The sequence below is a fragment of the Streptomyces sp. NPDC002520 genome (assembly GCF_053595235.1).
On the sequence record NZ_JBSFXG010000047.1, the window covers coordinates 1 to 17,345 of the forward strand.

Consider the following 17,345-nt stretch of genomic DNA (forward strand, 5'->3'; position numbering starts at 1 on the left):
CCCCGGCCGAGGCCGGGGCGCGGCGCAGTCGCGTTCACGGCCTGGTCGTCACCTTGTAGGTGATCTTCGCGTCGGCGATGGTTCCGCCGTTCCTGGCGGTGATGGTGAACTTGCTGGTGCCGGTGGCGGTCGGGATTCCGGTGATGCCGCCGGTGTCCTGGTTGAGGGTCAGGCCGCCCGGGAGGCTGCCGCCTGTGACCTCGTAGCGGATGGTCCGCGGAGTCGTCGAGGTCACCTTGAAGGCGTACAGCTCTCCGACCCTGGCGTCCGTCGGCTCCGGCGTGGCGAAGCCCGGCTTCGGGGCCTTGACCGGCTGCGGGTCGCCGATCGACTGACCGGACGTGTCCTTCTCCTGCAGCGTCCACTCTTCGCCCGGCGTGACCTCGCTCAGGTGCCAGTGCCTGCTCGCGACGCCCAGTTGCTTCTTCTGCTCGGAGGTGAACGCACCGGCCGCGCGTGCGGACTCCCACACCCGGACGGCGGCGAGCAAGATGGCCGTGTTCTTGCCGGACTGAAGGCTGCTCACGCTGGTCTCGAAGTTGATACCGGCGTCGAGGGAGCCCGCGTGCGCCATGGTGTCCTCGATCGTCTGCAGGGCGGCGTTGCCCGAGAGCCCCTGCTGGCCCATCATCCCGGGCAGGTAGTTCGCCCGGTAGAAGGTGTTACTGCGGATGATCTGGGCGTAGCTCGTGGGGCCGATCTCACCCCAGCTCGCCCTGGACTGCGCGTCCCACGTGTTCGACGCGAGGTTGCTGCACTCGGTGATGAAGTTCTTGGTGGTGACCTGCCGGTATACGCCGTTGACGAGGCGCGCGAAGCCGTAGCCGCCCCAGCCGTTGTAGCCGGTGCCTTCGAGGCCGTCGTACGACGTGGCGTGGACGCCGCTGGTGTTGTAGGCGGTGGCAAGCCGGGTCGCGATCTCGTCGGTGATCGGCAGGCTGGCAAGCGCACCGCCGTAGCCGTTCTGGATGAGCCGGGCGACGGTGGTGCCGGCCGGGTAGTCCTTGGCGGCCGAGGACCACTGTGCCCGCTTGAGGCCGCCGACCTGCCACTCGGTGTTGCTGACCTTGGTGACGGAGCCGTAGGTGATGAACTCGTCGCCGATCCGCAGCCGTTGACCGTCGACGCCGGAGGCCAGCAGGCCGCTGGCATCCACGTACAGCGTGGTGTCCGACCCGGCCAGCGGGCGGGTGAGCTTGGCGGAGCCGCCCACCGCGAGCCGTGGATCGGCCGGTGCCTTCACGTACGGGTCGTTGGTGTCGATGAAGGTGGACAGGGTGTGCACCCCGACCTCGATGCCCTCCTTCGCCGCCGCGGCCACCAACTGGGCGGCCACCGCGTCCGATCCGCCGAAGGAGCCATTGAACTGGTAGTGCCCGTGCGACACCCACGGCCCGTTGCCGCTGATCGCGTAGATGTTCCGCACCCCGGCCTGCGCGGCGAGCTTGGCGGCCGCGGTGACGGTGCTCGTGTTGAGGTCACCGACCCAGAAGTGGGTCTGCGAGGTGCGCTGGGCCACCTTCTGCCACTGGCCGTCGAGGGTGGGGTACGCCTGGTCGTGCTCCTTGGCGATCTGGCTGAGCACGGTCAGGGCGAGATCCGGCGCGCTGCCGAACAGGGCGATCTTCGAGCCGACGATCCGGCCCTCGGGCGCGGGCAGCGGGCCGACCGGGATCTCGTAACCGTTGGTGCGCTGCCGGACCCGTACCTTGCTGTAGTCGTAGGTGGTGGCGCGCAGGACACTGCCCCACGTGGTCTTCGCGGCGACGTTGCTCGCGAGCCACTCGTCCTTCACGCCGGTCTGCAGCCCGTACGGATTCCAGACGAGATCCGGGCCGAACCCGTACGCCAGATGCTCGTTCGGCCACCCGCCCACCGTCTTGTCGTTCAGCGGCCGGACCCCCATGACGAAATCGGAGTTGGCGACCACACCGACCGTCTCGCCGATGGTCTCGTCGAGCGTCGTCGGCAGCGGGCCCCACAGCAATGTCTGCACATCCACATCCGAGGCGGCCGTCAAGCCGACGACTTCAAGTGTGGAATGCGTGGGGAACCTGACGGCCTCCACCTGGATCGTCACGCTCTCGCCGACGAACTCCAGGACCTGCCGCTTGTGCGACTGGTCGCGCGACACGACCCGCACCTCCGCGGGAACCACCTGCTTGTCGTCGGCCACCACGCTGACCAGCGGCACGGGGGTGTCCTTCGCCAGGTGGTCGGTGCCGTCGCGCACGTCCACCAGGCTCTCCACGTACCCGGAGTCGCTGATACCCACCGACAGGAAGCCCGCCCTGATCCGCAGCGACGGAGACGTCTTGGTCCTGGCCGTTCGCGCGGCATGCGCGGGGCCGGCGGCCATGGCCACCGCCGCGGCCGAACTCAGGCCGCTGGCAACCAGAAAGCGACGCCTGTCCACATGTCCTCCTAGGTGAAGTGACTCTCGATGACGCGCGGGATCGCTGATCAACTGCCCGTGAACAGCGCAGAGGGGCGCAAGGCCGGCAAACGTCGAGCGACGAACGAGGTCACCTGGATAGTTCGTATTCTTCAACGGAGATGGTTCGCGCTGTCCCGGGGAGCGGAATCGGTGGGCGGCCGTGAGCCGGAGGGCCCGTAGACCTGCCCGTGCAGGGAAGTGAGCTTGCTTCTCCTGTGTAACTACCGCAGCACAAGTGCGGTCTAGCGTGCACGGCACGGGAGAGGCCGTCAAGGCTTAGTTCAGATCTATTACCGATGGCGCGGGTGCTCCGTGGGGGGGGATCCGAGCACCCCTGAACGGACGGCCCGGGAGGTATCTTGGGGCCCAGCACTTGGTATTTCGTGACATGCATGCATCGGATACACGGAGCAACATGGACTGGATCTTCCCGGCCCGCGTCCGCGGCATCGGATTCGGAGACGGAGGCGGCTCCCTACCGTCCCGGCCACGAGGTCGCGCCGGAGCGCATCCTGGAGTACGTCGAACGGCGGGGGATGGGGCCCGGTGACCGGCTGCCGACGGAGAAGGATCTGGCGACCGAAGTGGGCATGAGCACGACGGTGGTGTGGGAGGGCGTCAGGATCCTCTCGGCCCTCGGGAGGCTCTCGGTGGAGAAGGGACGCGGCATTTTCGTCGCACATCCCATGAACGACCTGTGGTCCGACACGTTCTCCCAGTTCCTGGCGACCAACGCGAGCCGCCGTCGGTGAACTGTTCGAGTTCCGGCGCTTCACCGCGGCCGAGACCAGTGGGCTCGCGGCCGCGCGGGCTGGCGATCCTGGAAGCGATCGGGGCCGGTGGAGCGCCGCGGTGGTCAGCGTCATGCGGACGCCCTGGCCGCATTGCGCGCGCTGCCTGGTGGCGACCGTCTCGTCGGCATCCGCCACCAGGTACAGGGCGAGGACGAGGCGACTGGCTGCTCCGTCCCGACGTGGGCCGCGGCCTGGCCGCCGTCGCATCCGCCGGCCTCGCCTACGACCTGGTCCTGCGCCCTGAACAGCTGCCTTCGGCAGCCGCCGTGGCGAGGCAGAGGCCCGAACTCTCCTTCGCACCGAACCACTTGGGCTGGCCTCTGATCCGCCCCGTTGACCACATTGCGGTGGCTGGTCCAGCGTCCGCCCCGCTGCCCCCTCCGGGCAGCCCCCGGGCAGCTGAAGTTGCTCCCCTCTCAGCCGGCGCTGACCGGAGCCGTAGCCAAGTAGGCCGCACCGAGCAGTGGGGCCTCCGCCGGGAACTGCGCCGGCTGAATGACAATGTGCCCGGCTTGGGCCGGCCCGGCTTCGGCAAGTCCCGCGCGCAACGGTTCGGCGATGAGATCCCAGGACCCCCCGATGGATCCGCCGACGGCGAGAACCGTCGGCTTGAATGTCATCAGCAACGGCCCGAGCACCCTTCCCAGCGCGCGGAACGCCTGGGTGAACACACCAGCGGCGGCGCGCTCTCCCCGCCGGGCCCGATCTGCGATCTCCTGGACATCAGGCGCCGGCGCCTCGCCTGTGGCTTGCGCGTAGGCTCGCCGCAGGGCGCGCCGGGACACGGTCTCCTCGAGCGGGCTGCCCGCATGCATGAGCGTGTGCACTCGTCCTTCTGGCGGGATCCCGGGGCCGTGGCGCAGGACGCGGCCGTCTCGGACGAAGCAGGATCCGACACCGGTTCCCAGGGTGATCCCGACAACTGAGCGGTGCCCACGCGCGGCCCCGGCCCACCATTCGCCGAGCACGAAAGCGTCCGCATCGTTGTGGAAGCTCAGGCTGCGCACGTCGGGCAACAGCCCGGTCAGGGCGGCACGAAGGTCGAAGCCACGTAGCGCGTCGAACTTCCCGACCCCTTCGTACCGTCCGATGCCGTGTTCGTAATCGAAGGGACCGGGCAGCGCGATGGCCCACCGGCTTCCGCTGTGTGCGGGCAGGTGTTCGGCGCAGCGGACGAGGGCCGCCAGGAACTCCTCTGCGGTGCTGTTGCCGTCGAGCGGCTCGCGAATCGATTGTCCGTACAGGAGGCTGCGGGTCGCGAGGTTCACGCGGGCGGCGGTCACGTGGGTGCCGCCGATGTCCATGACCGATATGACGGTCTCGTTGTCAACGTTCATCGCACCAGGGCCTTCACATAGCGGACCGGGCCGGTTCCCAGGGCGCGTACGCGGTAGGCGCCGACCGAGGCGGGGACGGTCAGCGTCTCGGCGTAGGCCAGCTCGTAGCGGTGTCCGGTGTTCGTCTCCAGTGCGATGCCGTCGCCCTCTACGACGTTGAGGACGTGGAAGCGGCGGTCCGTGACGTCGTCGACGGTGGCGTCCGCCGCGAGTTCGAGGCGCCGGACCTCGAAGAACATTTCCGGGAGCCGGCCGATGAGGTCCTCGCGCCAGCCGGCGCCCGAGCGCAGGATCCGCGGCGCCTGGACCAGTTCGCGTGCCACGGCCTCCCCCGACCGAGCGGGGTCGAGGTTCTCGAAGGCGTGCCCGACGTGGACGGGGCGCGGCTTGCCCGCACTGTCCGTGCGCAGCCAGTCGTAGAACCGGAGGCTGTAGAGGTAGGGCGTCGCGCTGATCTCCAGAACGACGTTGCCCTCGCCGCTGCCGTGCGGGGTGCCGCCGGGGATGAGGAAGAGCTGGTGCGGTTCGGCGGGGAAGGTCTGGACGTGGCGTTCGATGTCGAACGGCACGCCGTCGTGGACCGCCCGGTCCGCCTCGCGCCGGAACGCGTCGAGGTCGGCGCCCTCGCGCAGGCCGAGGAACACCTGGCGGTCGGGTCCCCCGACCATCATGTAGTAGGTCTCGTGCTGGGTGTAGGGCCAGCCGAAGACCCGCTGCATGTAGTCGGACTGCGGGTGGCAGTGGACGGACAGGTTCCCGCCGCCGACGGTGTCGAGGTAGTCGAAGCGGATCGGGAAGGACGTGCCGAACGCGGCGTGCACGGGCTCCCCGAGGATCTCCTCGGGATGCAGGAAGACCAGTGTCTGGAGCGGAACTTCGGCCTGCGGACCGTCCGGGGTGCCCACGAGGATGCCGCTCTCCGGGGCGATGAGCTCGTAGCCCAGCGCGGTGTTGGCGGCTTCACGGTTGAAGCCGAGCTGTTGCTGTGCCCAGTGTCCGCCCCAGGAGGTGGTGTTGAAGGTGGGCCGGGTGCGGAACGGTTGGGTGGCCAGGCCGGCGAGCGTATCGCGCAGTGCCGGCCCGTCCAGCCAGGCCGGCGCTTGGGGGTTCTGGGTGTCCAGCCACAGGTCGACGTCAGCGACGACGGCGTCGCGGTGGCGGTCGAGCACGGGCCAGTCGATGTAGAACAGGCGGCGCGTCGTCCCCGCGCCGGTGCCGGCCGGCTGGCCGAGATTGCGGCCGGTGCCGGCGGTGATGTCGGCCTCGGCGTACCGCTTGGGCAGGTCCGCGTACCAGAGCCTGTCGTGCGCGACCAGGGCGGCCCCCGGCCCGAGGACGATGGTCACGGCGTCGGGGACGGCCTCGGCCTGCGGTGTCTCGGTGAAGAAGTCGGCCAGGCTCGCCTGGGACAGCGGGGCGAAGTCCGGGTCGTGCTCGAGCACCGCCGACGCGGTCAGGGCGAGGATGTCCTGCCACGGGGCGAAGTGATCGCGCATGTCGAGCTGTTTCGCGGTGAGTCCGCGGGCGGCAAGCGCATCGCATATCCCGGCGGTGAGCGCCTCCCAGTCGACGGCCGCCGGTCCATCGACGGCGAGAACCTGACCTGGTGTGAGGCCGGCGACCGCCTCCCGGTACCCGGAGCTGACCGTTCCGGTGATGACGTGACAGGGGTCGGATTCGTAGCTGCGAACTGACGACATGGCGATGAAGGCCCTTCTTCGAGAATTGTCAAGGCAGTTCAAGGGGTCTCGCTCTCTCCGCTGTCCGGTCGGCGTATGCCATGCGCGCGGCCGGACAGCCGCTTGCGTGCTCCGACCGGATCGTGCCGATCAGGCAGTGAGGCCGAGGCCAGTAGGGGTTTCGAGGTAAGTCCGGAGATGGACTTCGGACGGCCACGTGGCGTGGGTCGGCGAGGGCCAGGACGATCTCCTGCGCCGGCTGCCGACGTGGTTCGTCCCTGCCGTCGGCTGAACTCCACTCAGCTCGGCGCGGTGGCCCGCACCACGCCGAGCAGACGGGTTACTTCGGCGGCCATCGCGCTGCGGCCGGGGCCGAAGTAGCGGCGGGTGTCGACCAACTGCGGCTGGTTCGCCAGGGCTTGACGGACGGCGGTGGTGAAGACCTGGTTGAGGTGGGTGGCGATGTTGACCTTCGTCATACCGTGCTCGACGGCCCGGGTCAGATGCGCGTCGGCGACGCCGGAGGAGCCGTGCAGGACCAGCGGCACCGGAACGGCGGCACGTAGTGCGGCGATCAGCTCGAAGTCGAGCTCGGCGTCGCGGGTGAGCATGGCGTGCGAGGTGCCGACGGCCACGGCGAGCGCGTCCACTCCGGTGGCGGCGACGAATGCGGCGGCCTCGGCGGGGTCGGTACGGGCACCGGGGGCGTGCACTCCGTCCTTTCCGCCGACCTCGCCGAGTTCGGCCTCCACCCAGACGCCGGCCGCGTGGCAGTGTTCCACCACCTCCGCGGTGGCCCGCACGTTGTCGTCGTAGTCGAGCGCGGAGGCGTCGAACATAACGGAGGAGAAGCCGAGTTCGACGGCCTCGGCGACCAGGCCGACCGAGGTGGCATGGTCGAGATGGACCGCGACCGGGACATCTGCGGCGCGGGCGACGGCGAGCGTCGCCGACGCTGTCGGTGCCAGGGCACCGTGGTAGCGGACGGCGTTCTCGCTCAGCTGCAGCACCACCGGGGCACCCGCGGCCTCGGCGCCGGCGACGATGGCCTCGACGTGTTCGAGCTGGATGACGTTGAACGCGCCGACGCCGCGCGCGGCGTCGGCCGCGGAGGTGACGATGGTGCCGGTACCGGTCAGGGGCATCACAGACTCCTCAGGGGCTCAGGTTTCGGACGTCCACGCGCTCTCGCAGGTCGGCGTGGACGGCGGGGTCGAAGTCACCGGCCAGCGGCGCCGCGACGGCGGCGGCGGAAAGGGCCACCGCCTCGGCGAGCCGCTCGGGCCATGGGGTGCCGGCGACCAGGCCGAGGGTGAGCGCCGCCACCGCGGCATCGCCCGCGCCGGTGGGGTTGCCGGCCAGTCGCCCCGGCGGCCTGGCCTGCCAACTGCCCTGCGGGGTGACGGCGATGAGACCGTCGGCGCCAAGGGAGGCGACGACGGACGCGGCTCCGGCCTCCCGCAGGGCACCCGCGGCAGCGACGGGGTCGGTCGTGCCGGTGGCGGCGACGAGCTCGTCCGCGTTCGGCTTGACCAGAGCCGGCCCGGCCGCCAGCGCCGAGCGCAGGGCAGCACCGTCGGCGTCCAGGACCGCGGGCACCCGGTGACCGGCCGCAAGGTGGACGAGCTGGGCGTAGGCGTCCTCGGGCAGACCGGGCGGCAGGCTGCCCGAGAGCACGACGGCGGCGGCGGACGGCAGCAGCCGGTCGAGGTGGTCGAGCAGGAGGGTCCACTCCTCCGGGCGGACCACCGGGCCCGGTTCGAGCAGGATCGTGGTGTCGCCGGCGCTCTCGTCGACCACTGCGACCGTGCGGCGGGTCTCGCCGATGATCGCCAGCAGGTGCTCGGGCAGCCGGGCGGCTGAGAGTTCGCGCCGTAGCGCGATGCCGGCCGCGCCCCCGGCGAGGCCGGTGACGACGGTCTGGTGTCCAAGGGCGTGAAGCACCCGGGAGACGTTGACGCCCTTCCCTCCGGCCCGTTCGACCACCGTGCGCACTCGGTTGCTGCCCAGCGGGCGCAGCCGGTCCACCCGGTAGGTGAGGTCGAGCGCGGCGTTCAGCGTGACGGTGAGGATCATTCAGGTCTCCGGCGGGCCGGAACGGTCCGGGCGGGCGCGGTGGTGCTCGGGGTCATCGGGCGCTCCGCACGGGTCAGCAGGTCACCGGCGAGCAGTGCGGCGCCCTGGCAGCCGGCCTGGTGACCGAGTTCGGCCGGGACGATCTCCGGGGCCGTCCGGAAGGCGAGCCGCCCGGCGACCGCCGCGCGCAGCGGCCCGAAGTACAGTTCGCCGGCCCGGGCGAGGCCGCCGCCGATCACGATGCGTTCGGGGTCGAGCAGGGTGACGGCGGTGGCGAGGCCGCCGGCGAGCGCCTCGATGGCCGCCCGCCAGACCGCCACCGCGGTCCGGTCACCGGCGGCGGCGCGTTCACCGACGTCCTTCGCCGTGACGCCGGGCTCGCCGGTCGCGGCGGTGTAGCGGCGGGCGACGGCCGCGGCGGAGGCGACCGTCTCCAGGCAGCCCCGCCCGCCGCACGGGCACGCCCCGACGCCGGATCGCACCGGCAGATGGCCGAGTTCGCCGGGCATCGCGTGGCTGCCGGCCAGCGCCCGCCCGTCGACCATCAGTGCGGCGGCGATCCCGGTGCCGACCGGGACGAACAGGAAGTTCCGGCTGCCGCGTCCGGCGCCGAGCCGGGCCTCGGCCAGGCCGCCGGCCCGTACGTCGTGCCCGATGGCGACCGGGATGCCCAGTTCCTCGGTAAGCCGGTCGCGGACCGGCAGCCGCCGCCAGCCGAGATTGGCCGCCAGCACCGAGACTCCGGACGCCTCGTCGACGATACCCGGCAGCGCGATACCCGCGGCCGCCGGCCGGTGCCGCTCGGCGAGTTCGGCGGCGGCCGCGACCACGGTGTCCAGCACCGCGTCCGGTCCGCGCTCGGTGCCGGTGAGCCAGCGCTCGCTGTCCCGCAGAGTGCCGTCCGGGCCGGCGGCTCCGCCCTTGATGTAGGTGCCGCCGATGTCCAGTGCGATCGTCGTCGCCGTCATGGCTGGTTCAGCACGATCGAGCGGGTCAGGTTGCGCGGCTCGTCCGGGTCCAGACCACGGGCCTCGGCGATCTCCACCGCGAGGCGCTGGGCGCGGACCAGGTCCGCCAGCGGGTCCAGTGTGGTCACCGAGGTCATGGCGCCGATCGCCCGGACCTCGTCCAGCAGCCCCGCGGGCGGCTCGCCGAAGAACCAGACGACGGTGTCCGGCGCGGCGATGCTGACCGGGCCGTGCCGGTATTCCATCGCCGGGTAGGACTCCGTCCAACTCCCCGACGCCTCCCGGAGCTTGAGCGCTGCCTCGTTGGCCAGGCCGGTGGTCCAGCCGGCGCCGACAAAGGTGAACTGGCGCGCGGTCACCGCTCCTTCGGGCAGCGGCAGGCTCAGCGCCCGCTCCGCCTGCTCGGCCAGGTCGGCCGGCGCCAGGCCGAGCCGGCCGCGCAGCAGGGCCAGCGCGGTGGTGGCGAACCTCGTCTGCACCACCGACTTCTCGTCCGCGAACTCCAGGTCCACGACGGCGTCGGCGGCCGCGCTGATCGGGGTGGTGAGGTCGCCGGTGAGCGCGACCCTCGGCATCCGCCGCTCCGCCCGGGCCAGGGCGTCGAGCACCTCGGTCGTGGTGCCGGAGCGGCTGATCGCCACCAGTCGGTCGTAGTCGCGGCTGGCCGGGAACTCGGAGGCCGCGAAGGCATCAGTCTCCCCCAGTCCCGCCGCCTCACGTAGCGACGCGTACGCCTGCGCGATGTACAGCGAGGTGCCGCAGCCGATCACCGCCACCCGCTCGCCTTGCTCCGGCAACCCGGCGGGCGCCAGTTCCAGCGCCCGGCGCCAGCACTCCGGCTGGCTGGCGATCTCGCGCTCCACATGGCTCACAACGGCCTCCCAATACAAAGAACCTGCAACACGATGATTGAATCTGATCTATTCATGGCAATAAAACGTAACTTTGAGCAAAATTGCGCGAATAGGGCAAAGCTGCGCAGTCGAGGCGGGCACCGGGTGGCCGCACCGAGCCGGAAGCCGCCGGCAACGCCGTTGGTCGGCGCCGCGCCCCGGGACCGGCCGGCCCGGATGCCCGTCCGGCTCAGCCGGGGCGGTCGCTCACCAGGACCACCTCCAGCCGTCGCGGCCCGTGCACGCCCTCGACCCGGTCCAGCTCGATGTCGCTGGTAGCGGACGGACCGGAGATCCAGGTCTGCGGCCGCACGGCGTCCAGCCGGCGCAGGGCGCGCGGCACGGAGGCGACGATCTGGTCCGCTCGGACCACGCAGATGTGGTGGTCAGGAACGAGGGTGAGGGCCCGTCGGCCCTGTGTCACCCCCGCGTCCAGCACGATCGTGCCGGTCTCCGCGACGGCCAGCGCGCAGCCCGTCAGGGTGCTGTCGACCGAGTCCAGCCGACTGGCCGTCAGCGCGGGCCCGTCGGTCAGCACCCGCACACCGCTGACGGCCGCCAGCCACTCCGGGGGCAGGTCGGCCGGGACGGCCAGCGACCGGGCGCCTCGCTCTGCCAGCAGGCGGTCGATCAGGTCCGGCAGTTCCTTCGGGGCGGCGTGGTGGACGATCGCACGGTAGTCGGCCAGGTTCTCGGCCAGCACTGTGAGCATGGTGGCCGGATCCTCGGGGATGTGCGCCGCACGGTAGTCGCGTCGCACCGGGATGTCGGCCGACTCCGTCGGCACGTCGGCCGACGTGGTGCGGATCCTGGCGAGGACTCGCTCGCGGGAGCTGCTCATCGCAGGTCGGTCCTCTCACCGTGGTTCTTCTTCCACCAGTCCCGGAAGGTCTGTTCCGGCATTGCGGGCAGGTCACGGGTGTCGCTCCACGCCTTCGGCGGCCCAGGCAGCGGCAGCCGGCGCGGGTGCAGCCGGCGGGTGCGTGTGGCCGCCCGGGTGGCAGCCGAGTAGGCCGCCGGATGGTCGAGCAACCAGGTCGCGGCCCGGACCACGGCCCGCTCGACGCGGTGCCCCGTGCCCTGCTCGGCGACCTGCTCGCGCAGGTGGACCAGCACCTCCGGGATGTCGATGGCGACCGGGCACACCTCGTAGCAGGCCCCGCACAGCGACGAGGCGTACGGCAGTGAGGCGTCCACCTCGCTGTGCAGGCCGCGCAGTTGCGGGGCGAGGATCGCGCCGATCGGCCCTGGGTAGGGCGATCCATACGCGTGACCGCCGACCCGCTCGTAGACCGGGCAGACGTTCAGGCAGGCCGAGCAGCGGATGCACCGCAGCGCCTGCCGGCCGACCTCGTCGGACAGGGTGTCGGTGCGGCCGTTGTCCAGCAGCACGAGGTGGAAGGCGCGGGGGCCGTCGCCGTCGGTGGTGCCCGTCCATACGGAGGTGTACGGGTTCATCCGCTCGGCGGTCGAGGAGCGCGGGAGCAGTTGGAGGAACACCTCCAGGTCCCGCCAGGTGGGCACGACCTTCTCGATCCCGACCACCGAGATCAGCGTCTCGGGCAGGGTCAGGCACATCCGGCCGTTGCCCTCCGACTCCACCACGACCAGGCTGCCGCTCTCCGCGACGATGAAATTCGCCCCGGATATGGCGACTTTGGCCCGTAGGAACTTCTCCCGCAGGTGCCGCCGGGCCGCCTCGGCGAGGTCGGCCGGACGGTCCGTCAGCCCCTCGGGGGCCGGCCGGCCCCAGCGGCCCATGGCGTCGCGGAAGATGTCGCGGATCTCGCCCCGGTTGCGGTGGATCGCCGGGACGAGGATGTGCGAGGGCAGATCGTCGCCCAGTTGCACGATCAGCTCGGCCAGGTCGGTCTCGTACGCGCGGATCCCCTCGGCGGCGAGCGCCTCGTTGAGCCCGATCTCCTGGGTGACCATCGACTTGACCTTGACGACCTCACGCTCGCCGGTGGTCTTGACCAGGTCTGCGACGATCCGGTTGGCCTCGGCGGCGTCGGCGGCCCAGTGCACCGTGCCGCCGGCTCTGGTGACGGCCTCCTCCGCCTTGAGCAGATAGCGGTCGAGATGTCGCAGCGTACGGTCCTTGATCTCCTTGCCCGCAAGGCGCAGCTGCGCCCAGTCGTCCATTTCCGCGACCGCCCTCGTGCGCTTGTCGCGGATAGTGCGGGTGGCGTGGGTGAGATTGGCGCGCAGCCGGCTGTCCTGGGTGAAGGCGGCGGCGGCCTTCGGAAACGCCGGCATGCCGAGGTAGGTGCCGCTCATGCCGCCGCTCCGCTCGCGGTTGGCTCGGTGGATGCCAGGATCTCGGCGAGGTGGACGGTCCGCAGTGGAGCGTCCTGGCGCCGGAGTGTCCCGGCGAGGTGCATCAGGCAGGAGTTGTCCGCCCCGCACAGCACCTCGGCTCCGGTCGCGAGCGCGTTGTGCGCCTTGTCCTCGCCCATCGCGGCGGAGACGGCGGCGTTCTTGACCGAGAACGTGCCGCCGAACCCGCAGCACTCCTCGGCGCCCGGCAGCTCGACGAGCGTCAGACCCTTGACCGCCTCCAGCAGCTGCCGGGGACGGTCACCGAGGCCGAGCATCCGCAGCCCGTGGCAGGACGGGTGGTACGTGACGGTGTGCGGGTAGTACGCGCCTACGTCGGTGACGCCGAGGACGTCGACCAGGAACTCGGTCAGCTCGTACACCCGGTCGGCCAGCGACGCCGCGGCCTCGGCCAGCTCCACCCCGCGCCCCTGGGCCTTCGCCCGGGCGCCGATGCGCCGGTAGTTGTCCCGCACCATCGCCGCGCACGATCCGGACGGGGTCACCACGTGGTCGTACCCGGCGAAGGCGGTGGCCGTACGACGCACCAGCGGCTCCGCCGCGCCCCGGTAGCCGGTGTTGTACTGCGGCTGCCCACAACAGATCTGGCCCGTCGGGAAGTCCACCTCCACACCAAGCCGCTCCAGCAGCGTCACCACCGCGCGCCCGGTGCCCGGGTACAGCGCGTCGTTGACGCAGGTGACGAAGAGTGCGACACGCAATGCGACTCCCGAAGAGTGGTTGGTGGTCGAGGTCCTGAGCGGCTGCCGCCGGCCGCAGCCGGTGCAGGCTCATCGCGTACTTCCTCGTGGTCGGCCCGGCAGGGACACGAACAGAGTCGGCAGGCCACACCGTGGCGAGGGGTCCGTGTCGCCGCGCGGTGGAGGTCGGGTGGAGATCAGTCGTGAATGTCGGTCCGCGTCATCGCGCGGTCTCCCAGTCTCTCCGCCAAGGATCTGACCAATCAGGTCCCGAACACGCTCAGACCTTAGCCAGCGACGCTCGTAGGAACAAGCCTTCCATCAGATGTTTCTGATTCATCTGTCCATCGTGCCGAGAACCGGAGGGTAAATGACCTGCACAGATACCAACGACCTGGGCATCCTGGCAGGGGCAAATAAATCTGATGTAGTCCTTGCACCAGTCGGTCATCAATCCTAGAGTTCTGGCACGGCTGTGGTCAGAGGCCTGAAAGGAAGTTCCCCGATGAAACTGCTGCGCGTCGGACCCGCCGGCCAAGAGATACCCGCGTTGCTGGCGGAGAACGGACGGCTTCTGGATCTGTCACCCGTCACGGGCGAGATCGACGGCCGCTTCCTGGCCGACGGCGGTGTGGCCCGGGTACGGAGCGCGCTGGAGCAGGGCCGACTCCCGGAGCTGGCCGACACCGGCCGACGGATCGGGGCACCCGTGGCTCGCCCGGGCAAGGTGGTGTGCATCGGCCTGAACTACCGCGATCACGCGCGGGAGACCAACGCGGCCATCCCGACCCGGCCAGTGGTGTTCATGAAGGACCCGAACACCGTGATCGGCCCGTACGACCAGGTCCTGATCCCCCGCGGATCGGTGAAGACCGACTGGGAGGTGGAGCTCGCGGTGGTCATCGGCCGCCGCGCCCGCTACCTGGACTCCCCCGAGGAGGCGCTGACCCGCGTGGCGGGGTACACCATCAGCAACGACGTGTCCGAGCGGGAGTTCCAGCTCGAGTACTCCGGCCAGTGGGACCTCGGCAAGTCCTGCGAGACCTTCAACCCGCTGGGCCCCTGGCTGGTCACCCCCGACGAGGTCGGCGACCCACAGAAGCTGCGGCTGACCACCAGGGTCAACGGCACCCCCCGACAGCACGGCACCACCAACGACATGATCTTCGACGTGGCCCACCTGCTGTGGTACCTGAGCCAGTACCTGGTCCTCGAACCCGGCGACGTGGCCAACACCGGGACGCCGGCCGGTGTCGCGCTGGGCCTGCCCGGCAAGCCGTACCTGCGCCCCGGCGACACGGTCGTGCTCGGCATCGACGGGCTCGGCAACCAGCGGCAGACCTTCGCAGCGGCCTGAGGGGACGACCATGGCGGAACTGACAGGCCTGCGGGCCATCGTGACCGGCGGCGCCTCGGGTATCGGCCTGGCCACCGCCGAACTGCTGGTCGAACGCGGCGCCAAGGTGGCCGTGCTCGATCTCGCACCCGGCGAACTTCCGGCGCCCCTGGTCGGCTTCACCGCCGACGTGAGCGACGACACCGGTGTGCGTGCCGCCGTCGAGGCGGCCGTGGCGGTGCTGGGCGGCCTGGACATCCTGGTCAACAACGCCGGAGTCGGCGCCGCGGGCACCGTCGAGGACAACCCCGACGAGCAGTGGCGGCAGGTGCTCGACGTCAACGTGCTCGGGGTGGTCCGCACCACCCGCGCGGCGCTTCCGCATCTGCGGCGATCGGCACATCCCGCGATCGTGAACACCTGCTCGATCGCCGCGACCGCCGGGCTGCCCGCACGGGCCCTGTACTCGGCCAGCAAGGGCGCGATCCACGCTCTGACCCTGGCGATGGCTGCCGACCACATCGGTGAAGGCATCCGGGTCACCTGTGTCAACCCGGGCACGGTGGACACAGCGTGGGTGACGCGGCTGCTGGAGCGCTCGCCCGACGCCGCGGCCGAACTCGCCGCCCTCAGCGCCCGCCAACCGCATGGCAGGCTGGTCAGCGCGCAGGAGGTCGCCGCCGCGATCGCCTACCTCGCCGGCCCCCTCGCGGGCTCGACGACCGGCATCGCGCTCCCCGTCGACGGCGGCATGGCCGGCCTGCGAGTGCGGCCCCCCGCGGGCTGACCCCCAGCACCCGGCCGGGCCGGCGGCGAACGGCGGCCCCCACCGGTCCGGCCGGACCCTGAGTGAGAGGCAACACCTGAACCCATGCGCAGCACAACACTAGGGCGCACCGGCACCGCGGTCAGCGAACTGTCCCTGGGCGCCGCTCCGCTCGGCAATCTGTTCCACGCGATCAGCGACGGGGACGCGGCCGCCACCGTCGAGGCCGCCTGGGCCTGCGGGATCCGCAGCTTCGACACCGCCCCGCACTACGGCCTGGGTCTGTCCGAGCGCCGGCTGGGAGCCGCACTGCGCAGCCGGCCGCGTGACCAGTACACGCTCTCCACCAAGGCCGGCCGCCTGCTGCGCCCGCGCACCGGACCGCACGGCGACGACCTGGCGAACGGCTTCGCCGTCCCGGCCACCCACGAGCGGGTGTGGGACTTCAGCGCCCGCGGTGTGCGCACCGGCATCGAGGAGAGTCTCACCCGGCTGGGACTGGACCGGGTGGACATCGTCTACCTGCACGACCCGGACGACCACGAGCGGGACGCCTTCGTCCACGCCTACCCCGAACTGGAGCGGATGCGTGCGGAGGGGATGGTCGGTGCGATCGGCGCCGGCATGAACCAGACCGCGATGCTGACACGGTTCGTCCGCGACACCGACGTCGATGTCGTCCTGCTGGCCGGGCGGTACTCGCTGCTCGACCAGAGCGGGCTGGCCTCGTTGCTGCCCGAGGCGGCACGGCGCGGGGTGTCCGTGCTGGTCGGTGGGGTGTTCAACTCGGGCCTGCTGGCCGATCCCAGGCCGGGCGCGACGTTCGACTACGCCCCGGCCTCAGTGCAGTTGCTGGACCGGGCCCTGGCCCTGAAGGCCGTGTGCGAGGCGTTCGAGGTCCCGCTACGGGCAGCCGCACTGCAGTTCCCACTCGGCCACCCCGCGGTCGCCGGAGTCCTGCTCGGGGCGCGCAGCACCGTCGAGGTGATGGACGCCGCCGCAATGATCCGCCATCTCATCCCCCCGGGCATGTGGCTCGCGCTGCGATCCCAGGGCCTCCTGCCCCAGGACGCGCCGCTGCCGGTCCATCACCACGACGAAGGACGCGCCTGATGCAGCCGGCGCCGTTCCTCACCCCCGGCAAGGACACGTTCACCCGACAGGAGACTCGGCCGTGACCGTCATCGACGCCCACCAGCATGTCTGGGACCTGTCGGTCCGCGACCAGGAGTGGCTCACCGGCCCCGGACTCGCGCCACTGCGGCGCGACTTCACCCTCGACGAGCTGCGTCCGCAGACCGCGGCCGCCGGCGTCCACGCCACCGTGCTGGTGCAGACGATCTGTGTGCCCGAGGAGACACCCGAGTACCTGGCCCTTGCCGCCGGTGACCCGCTGGTGGCCGGGGTCGTCGGCTGGACCGACCTGACCTCTCCCGCGGTCGCCGACGCCCTGGCCGGACTGCGCGCGCTGCCCGGGGGCGGTCACCTGGTCGGCATCCGCCACCAGGTGCAGGAGGAGGCCGACCCGGACTGGTTGCTGCGCCCCGAGGTGGACCGCGGCCTGGCCGCCGTCGCATCCGCCGGCCTGGCCTACGACCTGGTGCTACGCCCCGAGCAGTTGCCGGCCGCGGTCGAGGCGGCCCGCGCCCGGCCCGAGCTCACTTTCGTCCTGGATCACCTGGGCAAGCCCCCCGTCCGCCCCCGCCGACCGGACACCTGGGCCGCCGACCTGCGCGCCCTGGCCCGGCTTCCCAACACCGTGGCGAAGCTCTCCGGACTGTTCACCGAGGCCCACTGGCACAGCTGGAGCCTCGCGGACCTGCGGCCGTTCGTGTCAGTAGCCCTGGAGGCCTTCGGCCCGCGGCGGCTCATGTTCGGCTCGGACTGGCCGGTGTGCACGCTGGCGGCCGACTACGGGCAGGTGGTCGCCACCACCCGCGAGCTCCTGGCCGACCTGTCGGCGCACGAGCGGAATGACGTCCTCGGCGGCACCGCCGCCCGGGTCTACGGCCTGTGAGGCGCAGGAACCCGTGAGGGGG

The 17,345-nt window shown here is 71.3% G+C and carries 15 protein-coding genes and 1 pseudogene; 6 read left to right on the plus strand and 10 right to left on the minus strand.

Translation table 11 applies throughout. From position 1 onward, the window contains the following. Positions 1-34: 34 nt before the first annotated feature. Entirely contained in the window at positions 35-2,416 is a 2,382-nt protein-coding gene (locus tag ACWD5D_RS39170; protein WP_451377582.1) for an Ig domain-containing protein, read from the minus strand. A gap of 557 nt (positions 2,417-2,973) precedes the next feature. On the opposite strand from ACWD5D_RS39170, the gene ACWD5D_RS39175 reads away from it, so the two are divergent. Both ACWD5D_RS39175 and ACWD5D_RS39180 read left to right on the plus strand, forming a co-directional pair. Then, a complete protein-coding gene (locus tag ACWD5D_RS39175; protein ID WP_451377635.1) occupies positions 2,974-3,189 on the plus strand; it encodes a GntR family transcriptional regulator in 216 nt (71 codons plus the stop codon). Positions 3,190-3,303: 114 nt separating this feature from the next. Continuing rightward, positions 3,304-3,551, plus strand: a pseudogene (locus tag ACWD5D_RS39180) (amidohydrolase family protein); the annotation flags it as partial. A gap of 96 nt (positions 3,552-3,647) precedes the next feature. Here ACWD5D_RS39180 and ACWD5D_RS39185 read toward each other — a convergent pair. The 9 genes from ACWD5D_RS39185 to ACWD5D_RS39225 form a co-directional block, all read right to left on the minus strand. After that, positions 3,648-4,568 carry an ROK family protein gene (locus ACWD5D_RS39185; RefSeq protein WP_451377583.1) on the minus strand — a complete coding sequence of 307 codons (921 nt, stop codon included), beginning with the start codon at positions 4,566-4,568 and terminating at the stop codon, positions 3,648-3,650. Further along, the gene (locus ACWD5D_RS39190; RefSeq protein ID WP_451377584.1) at positions 4,565-6,268 is read right to left on the minus strand and encodes a class I mannose-6-phosphate isomerase; all 1,704 of its coding nucleotides are present in this window, start codon (positions 6,266-6,268) and stop codon (positions 4,565-4,567) included. Before ACWD5D_RS39190 ends, ACWD5D_RS39185 begins: the two co-directional genes overlap by 4 nt. 278 nt (positions 6,269-6,546) lie before the next feature. After that, complete coding sequence (locus ACWD5D_RS39195) at positions 6,547-7,392, minus strand: class II fructose-bisphosphate aldolase (RefSeq protein ID WP_451377585.1); 846 nt, start codon at positions 7,390-7,392, stop codon at positions 6,547-6,549. A 10-nt stretch (positions 7,393-7,402) separates the two neighbouring features. Beyond that, a complete protein-coding gene (locus ACWD5D_RS39200) occupies positions 7,403-8,323 on the minus strand; it encodes a 1-phosphofructokinase family hexose kinase (protein WP_451377586.1) in 921 nt (306 codons plus the stop codon). After that, the gene (locus tag ACWD5D_RS39205; protein ID WP_451377587.1) at positions 8,320-9,291 is read right to left on the minus strand and encodes an ROK family protein; all 972 of its coding nucleotides are present in this window, start codon (positions 9,289-9,291) and stop codon (positions 8,320-8,322) included. Before ACWD5D_RS39205 ends, ACWD5D_RS39200 begins: the two co-directional genes overlap by 4 nt. After that, positions 9,288-10,163 carry an SIS domain-containing protein gene (locus ACWD5D_RS39210; RefSeq protein WP_451377588.1) on the minus strand — a complete coding sequence of 292 codons (876 nt, stop codon included), beginning with the start codon at positions 10,161-10,163 and terminating at the stop codon, positions 9,288-9,290. Before ACWD5D_RS39210 ends, ACWD5D_RS39205 begins: the two co-directional genes overlap by 4 nt. 211 nt (positions 10,164-10,374) lie before the next feature. Then, a complete protein-coding gene (locus tag ACWD5D_RS39215; RefSeq protein ID WP_451377589.1) occupies positions 10,375-11,025 on the minus strand; it encodes a LutC/YkgG family protein in 651 nt (216 codons plus the stop codon). Continuing rightward, positions 11,022-12,464, minus strand: a complete 1,443-nt coding sequence (locus ACWD5D_RS39220; RefSeq protein ID WP_451377590.1) for a lactate utilization protein B — start codon at positions 12,462-12,464, stop codon at positions 11,022-11,024. The genes ACWD5D_RS39215 and ACWD5D_RS39220 overlap by 4 nt, the downstream gene beginning before the upstream one ends. Further along, complete coding sequence (locus tag ACWD5D_RS39225) at positions 12,461-13,225, minus strand: (Fe-S)-binding protein (protein WP_451377591.1); 765 nt, start codon at positions 13,223-13,225, stop codon at positions 12,461-12,463. Before ACWD5D_RS39225 ends, ACWD5D_RS39220 begins: the two co-directional genes overlap by 4 nt. A 484-nt stretch (positions 13,226-13,709) precedes the next feature. On the opposite strand from ACWD5D_RS39225, the gene ACWD5D_RS39230 reads away from it, so the two are divergent. From ACWD5D_RS39230 to ACWD5D_RS39245, 4 genes are all read left to right on the plus strand, one after another. Further along, positions 13,710-14,561 carry a fumarylacetoacetate hydrolase family protein gene (locus tag ACWD5D_RS39230; RefSeq protein WP_451377592.1) on the plus strand — a complete coding sequence of 284 codons (852 nt, stop codon included), beginning with the start codon at positions 13,710-13,712 and terminating at the stop codon, positions 14,559-14,561. A 10-nt stretch (positions 14,562-14,571) separates the two neighbouring features. Further along, a complete protein-coding gene (locus ACWD5D_RS39235) occupies positions 14,572-15,327 on the plus strand; it encodes an SDR family NAD(P)-dependent oxidoreductase (protein ID WP_451377593.1) in 756 nt (251 codons plus the stop codon). An 84-nt stretch (positions 15,328-15,411) separates the two neighbouring features. Next, positions 15,412-16,419 carry an aldo/keto reductase gene (locus ACWD5D_RS39240; protein ID WP_451377594.1) on the plus strand — a complete coding sequence of 336 codons (1,008 nt, stop codon included), beginning with the start codon at positions 15,412-15,414 and terminating at the stop codon, positions 16,417-16,419. A 61-nt stretch (positions 16,420-16,480) separates the two neighbouring features. Then, positions 16,481-17,323, plus strand: a complete 843-nt coding sequence (locus ACWD5D_RS39245) for an amidohydrolase family protein (protein ID WP_451377595.1) — start codon at positions 16,481-16,483, stop codon at positions 17,321-17,323. Positions 17,324-17,345: the final 22 nt, after the last annotated feature.